Source organism: Bacillus sp. GM2 (genome assembly GCF_056155945.1).
The window spans coordinates 164,396-180,848 of the sequence record NZ_JBRKSZ010000007.1 but is presented as its reverse complement, the minus strand read 5'-3'; the positions used below and the strand labels follow the sequence as shown (position 1 = coordinate 180,848).

The 16,453-nt window shown below is 48.2% G+C and carries 17 protein-coding genes; 6 read left to right on the top strand and 11 right to left on the bottom strand.

Going from position 1 to position 16,453, the window contains the following annotated elements; translation table 11 throughout:
* Positions 1 to 3: 3 nt before the first annotated feature.
* Together ACVC9U_RS01685 and ACVC9U_RS01680 are read right to left on the bottom strand one after the other, a co-directional pair.
* Positions 4 to 1,179, bottom strand: coding sequence for an acetyl-CoA C-acetyltransferase (locus ACVC9U_RS01685; protein ID WP_075751335.1), 1,176 nt, complete (start codon positions 1,177 to 1,179; stop codon positions 4 to 6).
* Between the two features lie 11 nt (positions 1,180 to 1,190).
* Entirely contained in the window at positions 1,191 to 3,581 is a 2,391-nt protein-coding gene (locus tag ACVC9U_RS01680) for a 3-hydroxyacyl-CoA dehydrogenase/enoyl-CoA hydratase family protein (RefSeq protein WP_075751336.1), read from the bottom strand.
* Positions 3,582 to 3,790: 209 nt separating this feature from the next.
* Here ACVC9U_RS01680 and ACVC9U_RS01675 point away from each other — a divergent pair, with 209 nt between their 5' ends.
* The 3 genes from ACVC9U_RS01675 (at position 3,791) to ACVC9U_RS01665 (ending at position 4,632) form a co-directional block, all read left to right on the top strand.
* On the top strand, positions 3,791 to 3,952 hold the full coding sequence (locus tag ACVC9U_RS01675) for a YuzL family protein (RefSeq protein ID WP_075213790.1): 162 nt from the start codon (positions 3,791 to 3,793) through the stop codon (positions 3,950 to 3,952).
* A 76-nt stretch (positions 3,953 to 4,028) separates the two neighbouring features.
* Positions 4,029 to 4,280, top strand: a complete 252-nt coding sequence (locus ACVC9U_RS01670) for a hypothetical protein (protein ID WP_075751337.1) — start codon at positions 4,029 to 4,031, stop codon at positions 4,278 to 4,280.
* Positions 4,281 to 4,290: 10 nt separating this feature from the next.
* Positions 4,291 to 4,632, top strand: coding sequence for a spore coat protein (locus ACVC9U_RS01665; RefSeq protein WP_009329552.1), 342 nt, complete (start codon positions 4,291 to 4,293; stop codon positions 4,630 to 4,632).
* Positions 4,633 to 4,661: 29 nt separating this feature from the next.
* On the opposite strand, the gene ACVC9U_RS01660 is transcribed toward ACVC9U_RS01665, so the two are convergent.
* Genes ACVC9U_RS01660 through ACVC9U_RS01640 form a run of 5 tightly spaced genes read right to left on the bottom strand, consistent with a single transcriptional unit; the run spans position 4,662 to position 8,536 of the window.
* Entirely contained in the window at positions 4,662 to 4,913 is a 252-nt protein-coding gene (locus tag ACVC9U_RS01660; protein ID WP_075751338.1) for a YusU family protein, read from the bottom strand.
* Positions 4,914 to 5,654: an IucA/IucC family C-terminal-domain containing protein gene (locus ACVC9U_RS01655; RefSeq protein WP_075751339.1), complete on the bottom strand. Its 741-nt coding sequence runs from the start codon at positions 5,652 to 5,654 to the stop codon at positions 4,914 to 4,916.
* Positions 5,647 to 6,465, bottom strand: coding sequence for an ABC transporter ATP-binding protein (locus tag ACVC9U_RS01650; protein ID WP_020452888.1), 819 nt, complete (start codon positions 6,463 to 6,465; stop codon positions 5,647 to 5,649). Before ACVC9U_RS01650 ends, ACVC9U_RS01655 begins: the two co-directional genes overlap by 8 nt.
* Before the next feature lie 17 nt (positions 6,466 to 6,482).
* Positions 6,483 to 7,538 (bottom strand): FecCD family ABC transporter permease, encoded by a 1,056-nt coding sequence (locus ACVC9U_RS01645; protein ID WP_020452889.1) that lies wholly within the window; start codon positions 7,536 to 7,538, stop codon positions 6,483 to 6,485.
* Positions 7,535 to 8,536: a FecCD family ABC transporter permease gene (locus ACVC9U_RS01640; protein ID WP_075751340.1), complete on the bottom strand. Its 1,002-nt coding sequence runs from the start codon at positions 8,534 to 8,536 to the stop codon at positions 7,535 to 7,537. Before ACVC9U_RS01640 ends, ACVC9U_RS01645 begins: the two co-directional genes overlap by 4 nt.
* Before the next feature lie 152 nt (positions 8,537 to 8,688).
* On the opposite strand from ACVC9U_RS01640, the gene ACVC9U_RS01635 reads away from it, so the two are divergent.
* The gene (locus ACVC9U_RS01635) at positions 8,689 to 9,666 is read left to right on the top strand and encodes an ABC transporter substrate-binding protein (protein ID WP_075751341.1); all 978 of its coding nucleotides are present in this window, start codon (positions 8,689 to 8,691) and stop codon (positions 9,664 to 9,666) included.
* 40 nt (positions 9,667 to 9,706) lie between these two features.
* On the opposite strand, the gene ACVC9U_RS01630 is transcribed toward ACVC9U_RS01635, so the two are convergent.
* The 3 genes from ACVC9U_RS01630 to ACVC9U_RS01620 form a co-directional block, all read right to left on the bottom strand.
* Positions 9,707 to 10,153, bottom strand: a complete 447-nt coding sequence (locus ACVC9U_RS01630) for a YusW family protein (RefSeq protein ID WP_075751342.1) — start codon at positions 10,151 to 10,153, stop codon at positions 9,707 to 9,709.
* A gap of 79 nt (positions 10,154 to 10,232) precedes the next feature.
* Positions 10,233 to 12,017, bottom strand: a complete 1,785-nt coding sequence (locus ACVC9U_RS01625; protein WP_075751343.1) for a M3 family oligoendopeptidase — start codon at positions 12,015 to 12,017, stop codon at positions 10,233 to 10,235.
* Between the two features lie 110 nt (positions 12,018 to 12,127).
* Positions 12,128 to 13,282, bottom strand: a complete 1,155-nt coding sequence (locus tag ACVC9U_RS01620) for a D-alanyl-D-alanine carboxypeptidase family protein (protein WP_145651567.1) — start codon at positions 13,280 to 13,282, stop codon at positions 12,128 to 12,130.
* Between the two features lie 143 nt (positions 13,283 to 13,425).
* On the opposite strand from ACVC9U_RS01620, the gene ACVC9U_RS01615 reads away from it, so the two are divergent.
* Positions 13,426 to 14,268, top strand: a complete 843-nt coding sequence (locus tag ACVC9U_RS01615) for an oxidoreductase (protein WP_048350822.1) — start codon at positions 13,426 to 13,428, stop codon at positions 14,266 to 14,268.
* Between the two features lie 93 nt (positions 14,269 to 14,361).
* Positions 14,362 to 14,826, top strand: coding sequence for a Dps family protein (locus ACVC9U_RS01610; RefSeq protein WP_145645619.1), 465 nt, complete (start codon positions 14,362 to 14,364; stop codon positions 14,824 to 14,826).
* A gap of 35 nt (positions 14,827 to 14,861) precedes the next feature.
* On the opposite strand, the gene ACVC9U_RS01605 is transcribed toward ACVC9U_RS01610, so the two are convergent.
* Positions 14,862 to 16,232 carry a S1C family serine protease gene (locus tag ACVC9U_RS01605; RefSeq protein WP_441390066.1) on the bottom strand — a complete coding sequence of 457 codons (1,371 nt, stop codon included), beginning with the start codon at positions 16,230 to 16,232 and terminating at the stop codon, positions 14,862 to 14,864.
* Positions 16,233 to 16,453 lie beyond the last annotated feature (221 nt).

Below are 16,453 nucleotides of genomic sequence, written 5' to 3'. Positions count from 1 at the left end.
TGATTAAACTAATTCGAATACCCCTGCTGCTCCCATGCCTCCGCCGATGCACATCGTCACAACGCCGAATTGCTCGCTTCTCCGCCGCATTTCGTGGATCAATGTCAGCGTCAGCTTTGTTCCCGTGCAGCCGAGCGGATGTCCGAGCGCAATCGCTCCGCCGTTGACATTGACTTTCTCTTCATCGATTCCAAGCGACCTGATAACCTGGATCGCTTGCGATGCAAACGCCTCATTTAATTCGAATAAACCGATATCCGACAGCTCAAGTCCCGCCATCTTCAGCGCCCTTGGGACTGCTTCCACAGGGCCGATGCCCATCACTTCCGGCGGAACGCCGCCGACTGCGAACGAACGAAATTTTGCGAGGGGCTTTAACCCGAGTGCGTCCGCTTTTTCTCTGTCCATGATCATCACTGCGGCAGCCCCGTCGCTCGTCTGCGAGGAATTCCCTGCCGTAACCGAGCCGTTTGCCGAAAACGCCGGTTTCAACGTTGACAGAACGTCTTTGGTTGTCCCCGGGCGTACACCTTCATCGGCAGAGAAAGTAAACGTCCGCTCCTTCAGGTTATGATGTTCATCCACTTCTCTGACGGTGACGTCCACCGGGACGATTTCATCTTCGAACTTTCCTTCCGCGATCGCCTTGGCTGCTTTTTGATGGCTGTTGACGGCAAATGCATCTTGGTCCTCCCTGGAAACGCCGTATTTGACGGCAACCTGTTCAGCTGTATGGCCCATTCCCATATAATATTCAGGAGCCGTTTCCGCCAGAGCCGCGTTCGGTCTGACGATATGACCCATCATCGGCACGATGCTCATCGATTCGGCGCCGCCTGCAATGATCGTGTCAGCAGCTCCAAGCATGATTTTTTCGGCCCCGTAAGCGATTGATTGAAGTCCTGATGAACAATATCTGTTGATCGTAACGGCCGGAACTGTGTGCGGCAGACCGGCAAGCGCGCCGATATTGCGCGCCATATTCAAGCCTTGTTCGGCTTCCGGCGTAGCGCAGCCGATGATTAAATCATCGATATTCCCTTCATAACCGCCCGCTCTTTTCAGCGTCTCTCTCACCGCATATGCGCCTAAATCATCGGGACGGACAGTCCTCAATGAGCCTTTTTTTGCTTTTCCGATCGGGGTTCTCGCCCCCGATACAATAACTGCCTCTTTCATTATTTTCCCTCCTAATTACGCAAAGGTTTGCCTTTCACAAGCATATGCTGCATTCTCGCCTGCGATTTCGGTTCGCTCACAAGGCTCAGAAACGCTTCTCTTTCCAAATTGAGCAAGTATTCTTCCGTTACTTCGGCGCCGAATGGAACTCGGCCGCCCGCGATGACAAACGCCAGTTTTTTCGCAATCTTCATGTCGTGTTCAGAGATGGCGCCGGAAAGTTTTAACGATTCAGCACCGAGCAGGAGCGCCGCATAGCCGGTTTCGCCCGTCACCGGAACTTTCTCTTTCACCGGCGGACGGTAGCCGCTTTCGGAAAGCGTCAGGACGAGTTTTTTAGCATCGTATAACAAGTGATCCTGGTTGATGCTGATTTGATCCTCTGCGGTTAAGATGTTCAGCTCTTTCGCTTCTTGAGCCGAAGTCGACGTTTTTGCAAGGGCAATTGTCTCAAACGTCTTGATGGCGGCCTCCTGGATGTCCGGTTTAACGCCTTCAGGCAGCCCCTTCAAGTAGTTTAAATAAAGCTCTTTATTGCCTCCGCCGCCCGGAATCAGACCGACGCCTGTTTCAACGAGGCCCATGTATGACTCGCTTGAAGCTTGAACACGGGCTGCAGGCAGACAAAGCTCAGTCCCACCACCAAGCGTCATTCCGAACGGAGCGGCGACGACCGGCCTGGTACTGTATTTCACTTTCATCATCGTCTCCTGGAACTGACGGATGATCATGTCAATTTCCATATAGTTGTCGTCTTGAGCTTCCATCAGCATCATCGCAAGATTGGCTCCGACACAGAAATTTTTGCCCTGGTTGCCGATCACAAGTCCTTTATAATTGGCGTCTACTTCCTCAAGAGCGAATTTCAGCATTTGGATGATATCGAAGCCGATTGCATTGCTTTTCGAATGAAATTCGAGCAGTGCAACATCATCGCCTAAATCGATCAAACTTGCCCCGCTGTTTTTCTTGATGACGCCTTTTGTTTCTTTGAGTGATGACAAATGGATCGTTTTCTTGTTTTCTTGAAGCGCCCTGTATTCGCCGCTTTCAAAACAGTAATAGAACGTCTTTCCGTTTTCCTTAATGTAGAAGGTCTCATGTCCTTTTGCGAGCATTTCCTTCACCCAGTCCGCGACTTTCCAGCCCTCAGCTTCAAGCTTTTGCACCGCGTTTTTCACACCGATGCTGTCCCACATTTCAAACGGCCCTTCCGACCAGCCGAACCCCCATTTCATCGCCTGATCAATCGCCGTTATGCTGTCAGCGATTTCCCCTGTCAGCTCAGCCGAATAGACAAGCGTCGGAGCTGTCATGTTCCAAAGAAGGCTTCCCGCTCTGTCATCTGAATAAATAAGCGCTTTCAATCTCGCTCCTGTGCCTTTCATTTGCTTGGCCGCTTCAAGTCCCGATGTTTTTAATGTTTGGCGTTTGCTGTAGGTCATCGTCATCGGATCGAGCTCAAGGATGTCTTTTCCTTCTTTTTTGTAAAAACCTTGTTTCGCTTTGCTTCCGATCCAGCCTTTTTCGAGCATTTGTTCAATAAATTCAGGCAGCCGGAAAACGTTTTTTTCTTCATCAGTGACTTGGTTATAAACATTTTTGGCAACGTGCGAAAATGTATCAAGCCCGACGACATCGAGCGTTCTGAAAGTTGCGCTTTTCGGGCGCCCGATCAGCGGACCTGTAATCGAATCGACTTCGCCTATCGTGTAGCCGCCTTTCAGCATTTCCTGAACCGTCACAAGCAAGCCATAGGTTCCGATGCGGTTGGCGATAAAGTTTGGTGTGTCTTTCGCTTCAACAACCCCTTTGCCAAGGACGTCTTCGCCGAATTTCTTCATAAAAGCCAGCACTTCGGGATCCGTTTCGTCAATCGGAATCACCTCAAGCAGCTTTAAATAGCGGGCCGGGTTAAAAAAGTGCGTTCCTAAAAAGTGCTTTTTGAAATCAGCGGACCTTCCCTCCGCCATCTGCCTGACGGAGATGCCTGATGTATTGCTGCTGACGATGCTTCCGTGTTTTCTGTATTGATCGACCTTTGAAAACACTTGCTTCTTGATCTCCAGTTTTTCGACAACAACTTCAATAATCCAGTCGGCATCTTTAATTTTTTCAAAATCGTCTTCCATGTTCCCTGTGGTGATACGGCTGATATTCTTCTTCGAAGTCAGCGGAGCCGGTTTTTGCTTTAGCAGCTTTTGTACGGCTGACTGTGCCAGCCGGTTGCGCACATCCGGGTCTTCAAGGGTGCGGCCTTTTTTTCTTTCCTCATCTGTTAATTCACGCGGCACCATATCGAGCAGTAACACAGGAATCCCGATATTGGCTAAGTGAGCCGCGATTCCGGAACCCATTACACCGGAACCGATAACGGCGGCTTTACGAATATGCTTGACCATGAAAAGATCCTCCCCCACTTTGAATGAATACTCATTCATTTTTGCTCCAAAAAAATAAACTCTCCTGTCTTCTTTCATCTTAAAAGATTTTGGAAGCGAGTTCAATAACTTGGTGCAAAATTTCTGAAATTTTTTCAGCGGGTATTATTTTGCCGCGGTTACATGTTTCCCCGCTTTTGGGACAAACCAATAGAGAGGAGGTGAAGGCCTTGGTACGTGAAAGAAAAAATCCATCCTCTGCCGCAGTCAGCGCCGCAAGCATAAAAGGCAATGCAGGTCCGGATTATAAAAAGGCGAATGCGGGCGGAAAACGAACAAGCCAAAACCAGCAATATAAAAAGCATAATATGGATGTTCCTGAAGATCACTAAGCCCCCTTTAAGCATCCGGTATAAATTTCCGATGTGTTAGGAAATCTAAAAATAAACGCTAAAAGGAGGCAGACGCATGCAGCAACAGCAAGGAATGACAACACCGCCGCCGGTCATTTCAACAAAGGATCATCTGTATTTGACGGATATGCTGAACTGGAACTTGCTCGCGATGAAAAAAGCACATTTTATGGCGGAGCAGTGCCAGGATCAGTCTCTTAAAACAGAACTCGACAGGGTCGGCCAAATGCACCATCACCATTACAATGTGATATTGGAGCAGCTTCGTCAAAATCAAACGCAAAACCCGTCAGCATACATGCAATAGGAGGTCAATGATGAATCAGCAAAACCAACAGAAAATCGGCAATCAGGAAACTCCTGTCCCGAAAACGAGCGCGATGAATGACAGGGATTTTGTCAACGAACTGCTGACAACTGAAAAATACATGACGGCAGCATACTCGACAGCGCTTAATGAATTAAGCCATGAATCGCTTTACCAGGCTGTTCAGCCGCTGTTTAACGAGGCGCAAAACGTTCAGCGCAGATTGTACCAGGTGATGTTTCAAAACGGATGGTACAAGGTGGAGGCAGAAGATGCTCAGAAAATCCAGCAGTCTTATCAGCAGTTCCATTCTACATTGCAAGACCAGTCGCCATATCAGCAAAACCAATAAACAAAAAATAAGCAGAGGAGTCTCCCTGCTTATTTTTTTTGATTAGCCGCACGGTGCGCTTCATTTCGTTCTTTAATCTGGCGGATGACTTCTTTTATCTCCTGCTTCGCATCCGGATAAGCTCCGTTCCAATGCTTGGCGAGGGACGGCATGCTTTTGGCGATATGGCTGTAGATGATCCACATCTTCACCTGTTCTTTCAGTTCTTCGTCCGTTTTGCCTAAAAGCAGCTCCGTATATTTCTCAACAAGTCCGTCCAGCTGCTCCTTTAGTTTTTCCACTCACGACACCCTTTCTTTACGTTTATTTCTCGGGCATGTCCTGCATTTGACGCCGTTTTTGTCTGTTGCATAATACAGACAGCAAGTCGTGCGTGTCCGATCCTCCGCGTGCTGTCCGTGATAAAACCTTTTGAGAGGGTTTTCGTCAGCCCCTTCTTCAAAAAGGCCGGGCTCAGCTTCATAAAGAAGAAAATGAAAATCTTGCGCCGCCCGCGCCTTGAGCTTCGGATCTTCCAGAAGCGTGTCATACATCCAATACAGATAAACCGCAATATTTTCCCAAAGAATATGCTTTGAAATCGAAAATGTCCGCCGACAGGCTGCGATCAGGGCGCCAAGATGGCGCCTGAAGATATCCTCGGTCAATTTTTTCAGTTCTTCGGTGCGATCCGCTTCGATAAGCTCAGCACCTTTGTGAAAATAAAACGACGGCGTCCACCCTTGATCATCGGCTTCTATCTCCCATGACACGGAAGCGGGAGCGGCTGGCAAGCGTTTTCCGCAAACCGTAAACAGATAGAAATGCAGCGCAGCAAGCATCCCGCTGCGCTTGACGAGCATTGAAGCCGCAACTTTTTGATTCGGAGCGTTCAGCCAGTCTTTCATATCTTCTACATAACGTTCTAAAAAATCCTCATCAAGAAGCATGTTTCCTTTAACAGAGAATAAGGAGCCGGTCTGCTTCGTTCCAAGGCGAAAACGAAGAAATGACTCAAGCTCCTCTTTTGTTAAATTAAGCATGGGACTGAACCACCTGCTGGACGATGCATCTTCCTCTTCCGTACGGGATGCAGTGCGGGGTGCCGAAAAGCGGATCTTTCGTCACTTCGCAGTCCATTTCAAAAACGTCCTGCACAAGCTTGCAGTTGATAATGGATTCAGGCCGGCCTTCGGCATATATCTTTTTGTCTTTAATCGCGACGAGGTGGTGGGCGTAGCGGCAGGCGAGGTTCAAATCGTGCAGCACCATCACGATCGTGCGCTTTTCGTGTTCATTTAATTCAAACAAAAGGTCCAGAATTTCAATTTGATGCGTCATATCCAAATATGTCGTCGGTTCATCCAGTAAAATGATATCCGTTTCCTGAGCGAGCGTCATCGCGATCCAGGCGCGCTGCCGCTGGCCTCCGGACAAGGAATCGACTGTGCGCTCGGCCAGTTCTTCCATTCTTGTCGCTTTCAAAGCCTTTTGCACGGCCTCTTCATCTTCCGCCGACCATTGCTTCAGCCAGTTTTGATAAGGATACCGCCCCTGCTTAACGAGCTGGAGAACGGTCAGGCCTTCCGGAGCCGAAGGGCCTTGAGGCAGAATGGCCAGCTCCTTTGCCACTTCTTTCGTCGGAAGTTTGGCGATGGAACTTCCTTCGAGAAGCACTGAACCGCCCTTTGGCTTCATCAAACGTGCGAGAGACCGAAGGAGAGTCGACTTACCGCAGCCGTTGCTGCCGATAAATACGGTGATTTCACCTTTTGGGATCGTTAAGTTTAACTCATCAATAATGATTGTTTCTCCATAACCTAAGCTTAACGTTTCTGTTGAAATGGCACTCATAAATGAAATCTCTCCTTTTATTGGTTTCTGCTTTTATACAGCAAGTAGATAAAGTAAGGGGCGCCGATCGCTGCAGTAAACACACCGGCAGGCACTTCAACGGGAGAAAAAAGCGTGCGTCCGATGATGTCGGCAATCAGCACAAGCAATCCTCCGATCAGCGCGGCAACCGGCAAGAGGGCGCCGAATGATGAACCGACAAGCCTTCTTGCGATATGAGGGGCCATCAAACCGACAAATCCGACGGTTCCGGCAAAGGCAACGGCAATTCCGGCAAAAGCCGTACTCAGCAGAAGGAGCAAAAAGCGGTTCCGCTGAACCGAGCTGCCCGCTCCTGTCGCCAGTTCTTCGCCAAGCGTCTGAATGTTGACGTTTCTGGCGGCGGCTGCGGATATCAGCAAAAGGACAAGCGCAGCCGGCATTAAAATGTTCACATCCTGCCAGTTCGATCCATATACTGATCCGGTAATCCAGACGTTCGCCTGAGACATTCTGTATATCGGTCCTTTTATCATAAACAATGTCGTCAGCGACTGGGCAAGCATCGAAAATCCGATTCCGATCAAAACGAGCCTGAAAGTCGAAGAGCCGTTTTTATATGAAAGAAAATAAACGAGCATTCCGGCGAGAGCCGCGCCGATAAATGCGGCGACCGGGAGCCAGCTGATGCTGACCGTAAGCGCATTATTTTTATTGGAAAACAGCATTAAAAACAAGACAACGGCGACTGAAGCCCCGCCGGTCACGCCGATAATATCCGGCGAAGCGAGCGGATTGCGGATCAGACCCTGGAGGATCGACCCGGCTGCCGCCAGACAGATTCCGGCAAACAGAGCGACCAAAATCCGCGGCATCCTGAAGGACATGATGATCAGGTCATCGCCCGGATCCCCCATGCCCAAAAACGTTTTCGCGACGGCGCCCGGAGAAATAAAACGTTCACCGATGCCGGCGCTGAGGATGACTGCACAAGCCGTCAACACCAATAGGATCACGAATGAAAACAGCGCTTTTCTGCCGATCAACAATGAAATGCCGCCTTTTCCGATTCTCAGCGTGCGGTAATTTTTCATTTTTGGAACCCCCTTCTCGCGATATAGACAAAAATGGGTGTCCCAATGATGGCTGTCATGACGCCAACAGGCACTTCTTCAGGCATAATCAGGTACCTTGCGCCAATGTCTGCGGTTACGAGCAGGATGGCTCCCAGCACGGCGCAGTACGGAAGAACCCAGCGATGGTCGTGGCCGACGATAAATTTTGCAAAATGCGGGATGACAATACCGATAAAACCGATCGGCCCGGCGACGGCGACAGATCCCCCGGCAAGCAGGATAATCGAAACCGCCATCAGCGCTTTAATCAGCCACGTTTTCTGGCCGAGGCTTTTTGCCACTTCCTCCCCCATCGTTAAGACATTGATTTTCGATCCGAGTAAAAAGCTGATGATGAATGCCGGCACGATATATGGAAGGACGGAGACCAAGAGGCTGAGGTCGCGCCCCTGGACAGAGCCCGCAAGCCAAAACAGCGCCTGCTCAAGGGCTGCTTCATTAACGGAAAGCATGCCTTGCGTCAATGATGAGAACAGCGCTGACATCGCCGCCCCTGCAAGCGTCAGCTTGACCGGCGTCAGCCCTTCCCTTCCGAGAGAGCCGACAAAATAGACGACAAGCGCGGCAAACGCTGCACCGAAAAACGAGATCCATGCAATCGTCTGAAGCGAACCGACATGAAAGAAAAACAGCGCTCCAACAACAAAGAAACCGGCACCCGCGTTCACACCGAAAATTCCCGGGGAAGCAAGCGGGTTTTTTGTCATCGCCTGCATTAAAGCGCCGGCAACCCCGAGGGAAGCGCCGACAGTTGCAGCAATCAGCGCGCGCGGCAAACGCACGTTTTTGATGACCAGATGTTCATTAGAGCCGCTGAAGCCGGTAAAAGCCTTGTAGGCCACCGACCATGACGTATTCGTATAACCGTATACGATACTGGCGCAAACGGCGGCAACCAGCACCAAAATAAAAGACAGTAGTGCGATCGTTCTATATTTATTCGTTCTTAAGAGCATAAATTAAAATTCTCCTAGTTTGACTGAAACATCTACTGGTCATTGTATCAGATAACATTGATCTTGAAAATCATTTTCAATTAACAATTGACAAAATTCTGATCAAAAATTATGATCAGGATGAATGACTTACATACCTAAGGAGGACACACATGAAGAGATGGTCAATTGTTGGATTTATCGCTTTGTTAGCGATTTCAATTCTTGCAGCCTGCGGCGGAGGCAAGGATGACTCTGCAAAGGGCGGAGAGAATAAAGATACGATCACCGTTAAACACGCAATGGGTACGGAAGACCAAGTGCCTTCAGACCCAAAAAGAGTCGTCGTCCTGACAAATGAAGGAACCGAAGCGCTTTTGGAACTCGGAATCAAACCTGTGGGTGCAGTCAAATCCTGGACAGGCGATCCTTGGTATAAGCATATTCAAGCCGATATGAAAGGCGTTAAGCAAGTCGGACTCGAAGGCGAACCGAATATCGAAGCGATTGCCGAGCTGAAGCCTGATTTAATCATCGGGAATAAAATGAGACATGAAAAAATCTACGACAAGCTTGAAAAAATTGCTCCGACTGTCTTCTCTGAAACGCTGCGCGGCGAATGGAAAGACAACTTCTCCCTCTACGCGAAAGCGGTAAACAAAGAGGAAAAGGGCAAAGAAGTTTTAGAAGATTTCGATAAAAAAGTCAGCGAATTGAGCGACAAGCTCGTCGACCAGAAAAAGAAACGGGTGTCGGTTGTCAGATTTATGGCCGGCCAATCAAGGATTTACTATAAAGATTCTTTCCCGGGAATCATCTTGGATCAGCTCGGATTTAAGTATCCGGAAAAACAGGAAAAACTGTTTAAGAAACAAGACGACAAATTTGTTTTTATGACAGAAAATAAAGAATCGATCCCTGAAATGGATGGGGATGTCCTCTTCTATTTCACATATAAACCTGCCGAAAGCAAAACAGAAGCCGAAACATGGCAAAACGATTGGACAAGCGATCCGCTTTGGAAAAAATTGAACGCTGTAAAAACCGGAAACGCCCACGAAGTCGATGATGCGATCTGGACGACGGCCGGCGGTGTCAAAGCAGCGTATCTGTTCCTTGATGACATCGAAAAATACTTTTTAAAATCGTAAGCAAAAAAGAGCATTTCCGCCGTTGGAAATGCTCTTTTGCTTATTTTCCGTGATAGATTCTTGACGTACCATCCGGCCATTTCACCCGCAGATGAAACCGGTCATATCGCTCATCAAGATTGAAAGCCTCGAGCACATTGCTGATCACGTCCTGCTTTGAATCGGATTTAGCGATCGAAAGTTCGCTTAAAACCATTTTCATTTCGTTTAAAGCTTCTTCCCCTTCGCGGTCCGCTCCGTTCAGGTGGTCTTTAATCGATGCTTTTTCCCGCTCCTGTTTGTCGTATACGGCTTCAAACGTATTGTGCTTTCCACGGCCATAGTTCACTTCCAATGCAAATGCGGCGTAAGGCACGCTTTCCACATCTGAAACAGGGGCGTTATCGGGAACGGCCTCCTTGCCTTCAGCATGTTCTTCCACTATTGAACGGCAGCCGGTCATCAGGATCATGACAAGAGCGATAACGGCCATCCGAAATAGGTTCATACCGTTCATCTCCTCTATGCACATTATCCTTAGCTATGTCCACTTTGCGGAAACTCATTCAATCTCTTAGCGGAAGCCTTTATATCATCGCTAACAATGCTTCTGCATCGCGGACAGCCGGCTGAATGGCCGCTTCCCAGAAATCCCGCTTCGTCAGATCGGCGCCGAGATGCTTCATCGCCAGTTCCTCAACAGACATGGAGGCTGTATCTTTTAAGAGCGCGATATATTTTTCTTCAAATGCCGCTCCCTCTTTCAGCGCTTGCGCGTAAATGCCAAGCGAAAACAAGTAGCCGAACGTATAAGGAAAATTGTAGAACGGGACAGACGTAATATAAAAATGAAGCTTTGATGCCCAAAAGTACGGATGATACTCGCCAAGCGCTCCGCAAAACGCTTCTTTCTGAGCTTCTTCCATCAGCTCGTTCAGCCTTCCGGCGGATACGACGCCGTTTTTTCGTTCATCGTAAAAGCGGGTTTCAAATAGGAATCTTGCGTGAATGTTCATAAAAAAGGCGACGCTTCGCTGAACCTTATCTTCCAGAAGGACGAGTTTTTCTTCGTCTGAACCGGCTTGTTTTAATGCCGCATCAGCCACGATCATTTCTGCAAAAGTGGACGCGGTTTCCGCCACGTTCATCGCGTACGCCCTGTTCAGCGGCCTGACGTCCAGCATGGATTCCTGATGAAAGGCATGGCCAAGCTCATGCGCCAGCGTAGAAACGTTTGACTGGCTTCCTGCAAATGTCATAAATATTCTCGATTCCCCGCTGTCAGGAAAATTGGCGCAAAAGCCGCCCGGGCGCTTGCCTCCCCTGTCCTCAGCTTCAACCCATCTGTCTCTGAGCGCTTTTTCGGCAAAGGAGGAGAGCTTTTTTCCAAACGTTTTAAACTGCCCGGTAATAAAAGCGGCTGCCTCTTGATACGAATATTCCTTTGCCGCTGAACCGAGCGGCGCTTCGACGTCATACCAGCTCAGTTTATCCAGCCCGAGCATAGATGCCTTCCGTGAAAGATAGTCTGCAAACGGCTTTTTATGATCAATAATGACCTGCCACATGACATCAAGGGTTTCCTGCTTCATGCGGTTGATGTTCAGCGGTTCTTTCAATACATTGTCCCAGCCTCTTGCCTCATAGACGTTCAGTCTGAAACCGGCGAGGTGATTCAGCGTGCTGCTGAGCAAATCAGCGTGCTGTTCCCAGCCGTGGTTCAAATTTTCCGATACGGAGCGGCGGATTTTTCTGTCAGGTTTAGATGTCAGGTTCTGCGCTTGTCCGACAGACAGAATTTTCGTCTCGCCATCTTCTTCATACGGAATTTGAATTTGGTCGACGATGCTGTCGTACATATCGCCCCAGGCATGATATCCGTCAACAGACAAGCCTTGAATCAATGTTTCCTGTTCGGAACTAAGCTTTTCCGTTACCCGCTCCCTTCTCTCATTCAAAATATAAGCGATATCTGAAATGCCTTCATCTTGTAGAAGCGCTTCCCATTCTTCATTTGGGACAACGGCAAATTTGCTGTCAAGCACGACCAGCGCCTTCTGCGCATCGGCAGCGAGCTGGGTGACCTCAAAATTAAGGGCATTCGCCTTTAAATCCGCGGTGTCCTGCGCTTGGAGACATCCGACAAAAGCGTCTGCTTCGCGGATTTTAACATCAATTGTTTCAAAAAGCGCCAGTGTTTCCTTCAATTCATCAAGGCTGCTTTTTGAAACGGTAAGAGCCTCGGCAGAGCGTTTAAAAGTTGAAAGCAGTGCTTTAGTCTCATTTAAATATTGACGGAACTCGGCGGAGCCGCTCCCGCCTTTAAAGAAAACCTCGAGCTCCCACGTATCTTTAAGTTGATGAAATGTCATTATTCCCGTCCCCTTTCATTGGCTTGTTTCCATTATAAGATAAATTTGCCTTTTCAGGGCAAATAAAAAACGGCCGGCTTGTGAGCCGGCACGCATCTTCCCTGATCATATTACAGCTGCCTCATGCGTTTGACCGCATAGCTGGCCGTCAATAAACCGATTAGGCCGAACACAAATAAAAACAATCCGCCTTTACTTTGCGGCTGACCGTGAACACCATCTGTGCCGCTTGCTATTTCTGCGCTGAAAGGTTCTGCGATTTGCAAAGCCTGAAGCAGCCTGCCGTCCTCCCCTTTAATGTTCAGAATTCCGTCGCTGTCTACATTTTCACTCAGGGCTTCGCCTTTCTTTTTCGTCACGTATAAAGGGTTTTTCAGTTCATGGCTCGTCCCGTTCTGGTCGGTAAACGCCTCTCCCTTTTTGAGTTCTTGTGTCTCGTAATTGTGAAATCCTTCATCCAGAAGCGTTTTTGTATCGCTGTACATCATTTTCTTGCTATCAGCCTTCATGACGACGGCGATTAAATCAAGGCTGCCCCGCGTTGCCGTCGTGACAAGGGTATGCTTTGATTCATCCACAAATCCTGTTTTGCCGCCGGTTATTCCTTTGTAAGGAATCTCACCTGTCAGCATTCGGTGATGGTTTTTCAGCGTCGTGTCCCACGTCTGTCCGTGCCAAGCCGTTTGCTTTTCCGAAAAAAGCGCTCGAAACGTTTTGTTTTTCATTGCGTACTCGGTAATTCTCGCCATGTCGGCGGACGTCGTATAATGATTTTTGTCAAACAGTCCGTGAGGATTCACAAAATGAGTGTCATGCACTCCCGCATGCTCAGCAATAAACGCGTTCAAATCATCCGCAAACTGTGTCACGCTTCCGCTGACATGTTCGGCGATCGCCGTTCCTGCGTCATTTCCCGAATTCATCAAGAGCCCCTGGAGCAGCCGTTTTAACGGAACCGACTCCCCCGCTTCCAGATATACGCTTGATCCTTCCGTTTGAGCAGCATTTTTGCTGACTTTCACACGATCTTCTAAATTTCCATTTTCTATTGCATAAATCGCCGTGGCAATTTTTGTAATGCTGGCCGGGTACATTTTTTTGCGGCTGTTTTTTTCATAGAGGACCTGCCCCGATTTCCCATCGATCAATATGGCGGAAACGCTTTTAATTTCCGGTTTATTTTTTTCTCCTGCTTGAGCCGAGCTATGAAAAAACAGCGTCAGACATAGTACAATAATGAACAGGAGGGATCGTTTAACATTCATCGTGTCACCCTGCCTTCTTTCTCTCTTGCGTTTTTTTATAAAAAAATAGGTCTTTTAGCACTTTTTAAATTTTATCAATGATAAACTGCCGCTGACAAGCCTTTTTTTGTCAACAAGCCAAAATTTTGAATGGAGGAAACTCATTGAATAATAAAATCGCCATCGTAACAGGCGCGACGAGCGGGTTTGGTTTATTGACCGCTTTAAAACTCGCCGGCACTCATTTCGTCATCGCAACGGCGCGCCATACAGAAAAAGCTGAAGCTTTGCGGAACCGCATAGCGGAGCTTTCGATCGATTCATCGATTGCCGTCGCCGAACTAGATGTCACAAACGAACAATCGATTTCATCATTTACCGAAGAGCTGAAACGGTACGGACAGATAGACGTTCTCGTCAATAATGCAGGAACGGCATACGGCGGATTTGCTGAAGAGCTTTCTCTTGACGACTACAGAAAACAGTATGAGACAAATGTTTTCGGCCTGATGGCGGTAACGAAAGCGATCCTTCCTTATATGAAGAAACACAGCGGCGCCAAAATCATCAATCTGAGCAGCATCAGCGGGCGGATCGCTTTCCCCGCTTTTTCGGCATATGCTTCATCAAAGCATGCGGTTGAAGGCTTTTCAGAAAGCCTCCGCCTCGAACTCCGTCCATTCGGGATCGATGTGGCCGTCGTCCAGCCGGGTTCGTATCAGACGGCGATTTGGGAGACATCGTTTGCCGCCCAGGTCACTGCACCTGAAGCCGAATCACGGTACAGTACATATTTTGAGCGGATCTCCGCCTACATTGCGGCGAGCCGCCAACATTACGGAAACCCTGATGATGTGGCTGAACTGATCTGCCGCCTCGCGGTAAAAAAGCGGCTGAACAGGCTGCGCTATCCGATCGGCAGGGGCGTCCGCCTCCTGATTCTCCTCCACAACGCCCTGCCATGGCGGATTTGGGAACGCGCGGTCATAAAAAATTTGTTTAAATAAGGTTATTTAAAATAATTATAATTTAGTATTGATTTTAATTTTATATTTGTTATAATATAATTAACAAATGAAAACACGAGGAGGAAATATCACATGATCTCTCAACAATTAAAACAGCAAAATCCTGTACTTGAAAACTCAATGAATACGAATTTGTCCAACTGGTTCATTCTCTACACGAAGCTTCACCGTTTTCACTGGTATGTAAAAGGGCCGCAGTTCTTTACCCTTCATGAAAAATTCGAAGAGCTTTACAACCATGCCGCAGAAACAGCAGATGTGGTCGCGGAACGCTTGCTGGCCATCGGCGGACAGCCGCTTGCCACAATGAAAGAATACCTTGACCACGGCACAATCGAGGAAGACGGATCCGAAAAAACGGCCGAAGAAATGGTTTCCGCACTTGTCAGCGATTACCGTCAAATCCGCGATGAAATTCAGCATACCATAGAACTGGCGGAAGACAAATCAGACCATTCTACCGCTGACCTTTATATCGCCCTGACAGAGGAAATTGATAAGCAAATTTGGATGCTTTCTTCATTTTTGGACAAGTAATATGAAAAAGCCATGGCAGACGCCATGGCTTTTATTTATGATTTACTTTTCGCAAGTTTTGCTTTCATTGTTGTTTGCTTTCCGTTTCTCAGCACCTCAAATGTGACGGTATCTCCTGCTTTTGCTTCAGTATAAAGAATTTTTCTGAGGTCTGAAGTGGTTTCGACGTTTTTGCCGTTCATTTTGGTGATGACGTCGCCGGCTTTCATGCCCGCATCAGCCGCAGGCGATTTCGGCGATACTTTATCGACGTACACGCCTTTATTGAGCTGGTCTCCGAAAAGGCCAAGCGTATTTTGCTGATACTGTTCCGGCACCTGCTGCATATCGATCATTTGCACACCCAGGAAAGGCCGTTCCACTTTTCCTTTTTCCAAAAGCTCGTCAACGATCGGCTGAACATCGTTGCTCGGAATCGCGAAACCAAGCGATTCAACACCGCTTTGGCTGATCTTCAGGCTGTTGATGCCGATGACCTGCCCGCTGCTGTTAATCAGAGGTCCGCCGCTGTTTCCAGGGTTGATCGCCGCATCTGTCTGAAGGACGTTCATATCCCAATTCCCTTCAGATGTGGAGACTTCAATTGTCCGGTTGACACCGCTGATGATGCCTTCTGTAACCGTTCTTGAAAATTGAAGGCCGAGAGGGTTCCCGATCGCGATTACTTTTTCACCGGCGCGAAGTTTTGCGGAATCTCCGAAACTTGCAACCTTATCAACGCCTTTGCTGCTGATCTCTAAAACAGCCAGATCAGTCAAAGCGTCACTGCCGATAATCTTGGCATCCGCTGTCTTACCGTTGTATAAGGAGATGGTCACCTTCGAAGCGCCTTCAACGACATGGTTGTTTGTAATAATGTAGGCCTTGCCGCCGTCTTTCTTAAAGACGACGCCTGATCCCGTGCCGCTTTCCTCCACGTCGTCCTCAGAGAAGCCGAAGCTCGTTTGAATATTTGAAACTCCGACGATCGCAGGCTCCAAATCTTCCACCATATCAGGCACGTTATCTGCGCTTGTGACAGGTTTTGTGGTGAAATTCTGCGACTGCTTTGGCTCTGTCTGTCCGGTTCCGGCTGTTTCGCTCGGATGATCGCCCGGAAGATACGAAGAGATTCCAAGCACTAAGCCGCCCCCGATGATACCGCCCAAAATTGGGCTCAGCCACGAAGCCTTACGCCGCTTTTCTTTTGCCGCTCTCGTTTCCTTGGCATCTTCCAGGGCTGCAGCGGTTTCTTTATTCGTAAGATCTGACTGATCGTCTGTATCCTTCTTTAAAATCAGCTCGGGCTCCTTTGCCGGCTGTTCTGACTGCTGCTCCTCAGAACCTGCCGTTTGCGGCGTCTGCGCTTCTTCTTGAAGCTGCTCTTCATTTGCATGTTTTTGTTCGTCATCGCGTCTAAAATCCATAAGCGTACACTTCCTTTATTTTTCTTGTCTTCAACTATCGCAAATGGCATAAAAGCTTTAACATCCACAAAAAAAGAGACCCGGCCGTCGTTCACTCTGTTTTCATTCCCTTTCTTCCCTGATGAGTATGTTACGAAAACATTGTGGGATAAAAATGAAAAGAATATGTGAAATTATGAAAATTGACCAGACTTATGTTAAAACTAGTATAATGACGTAGA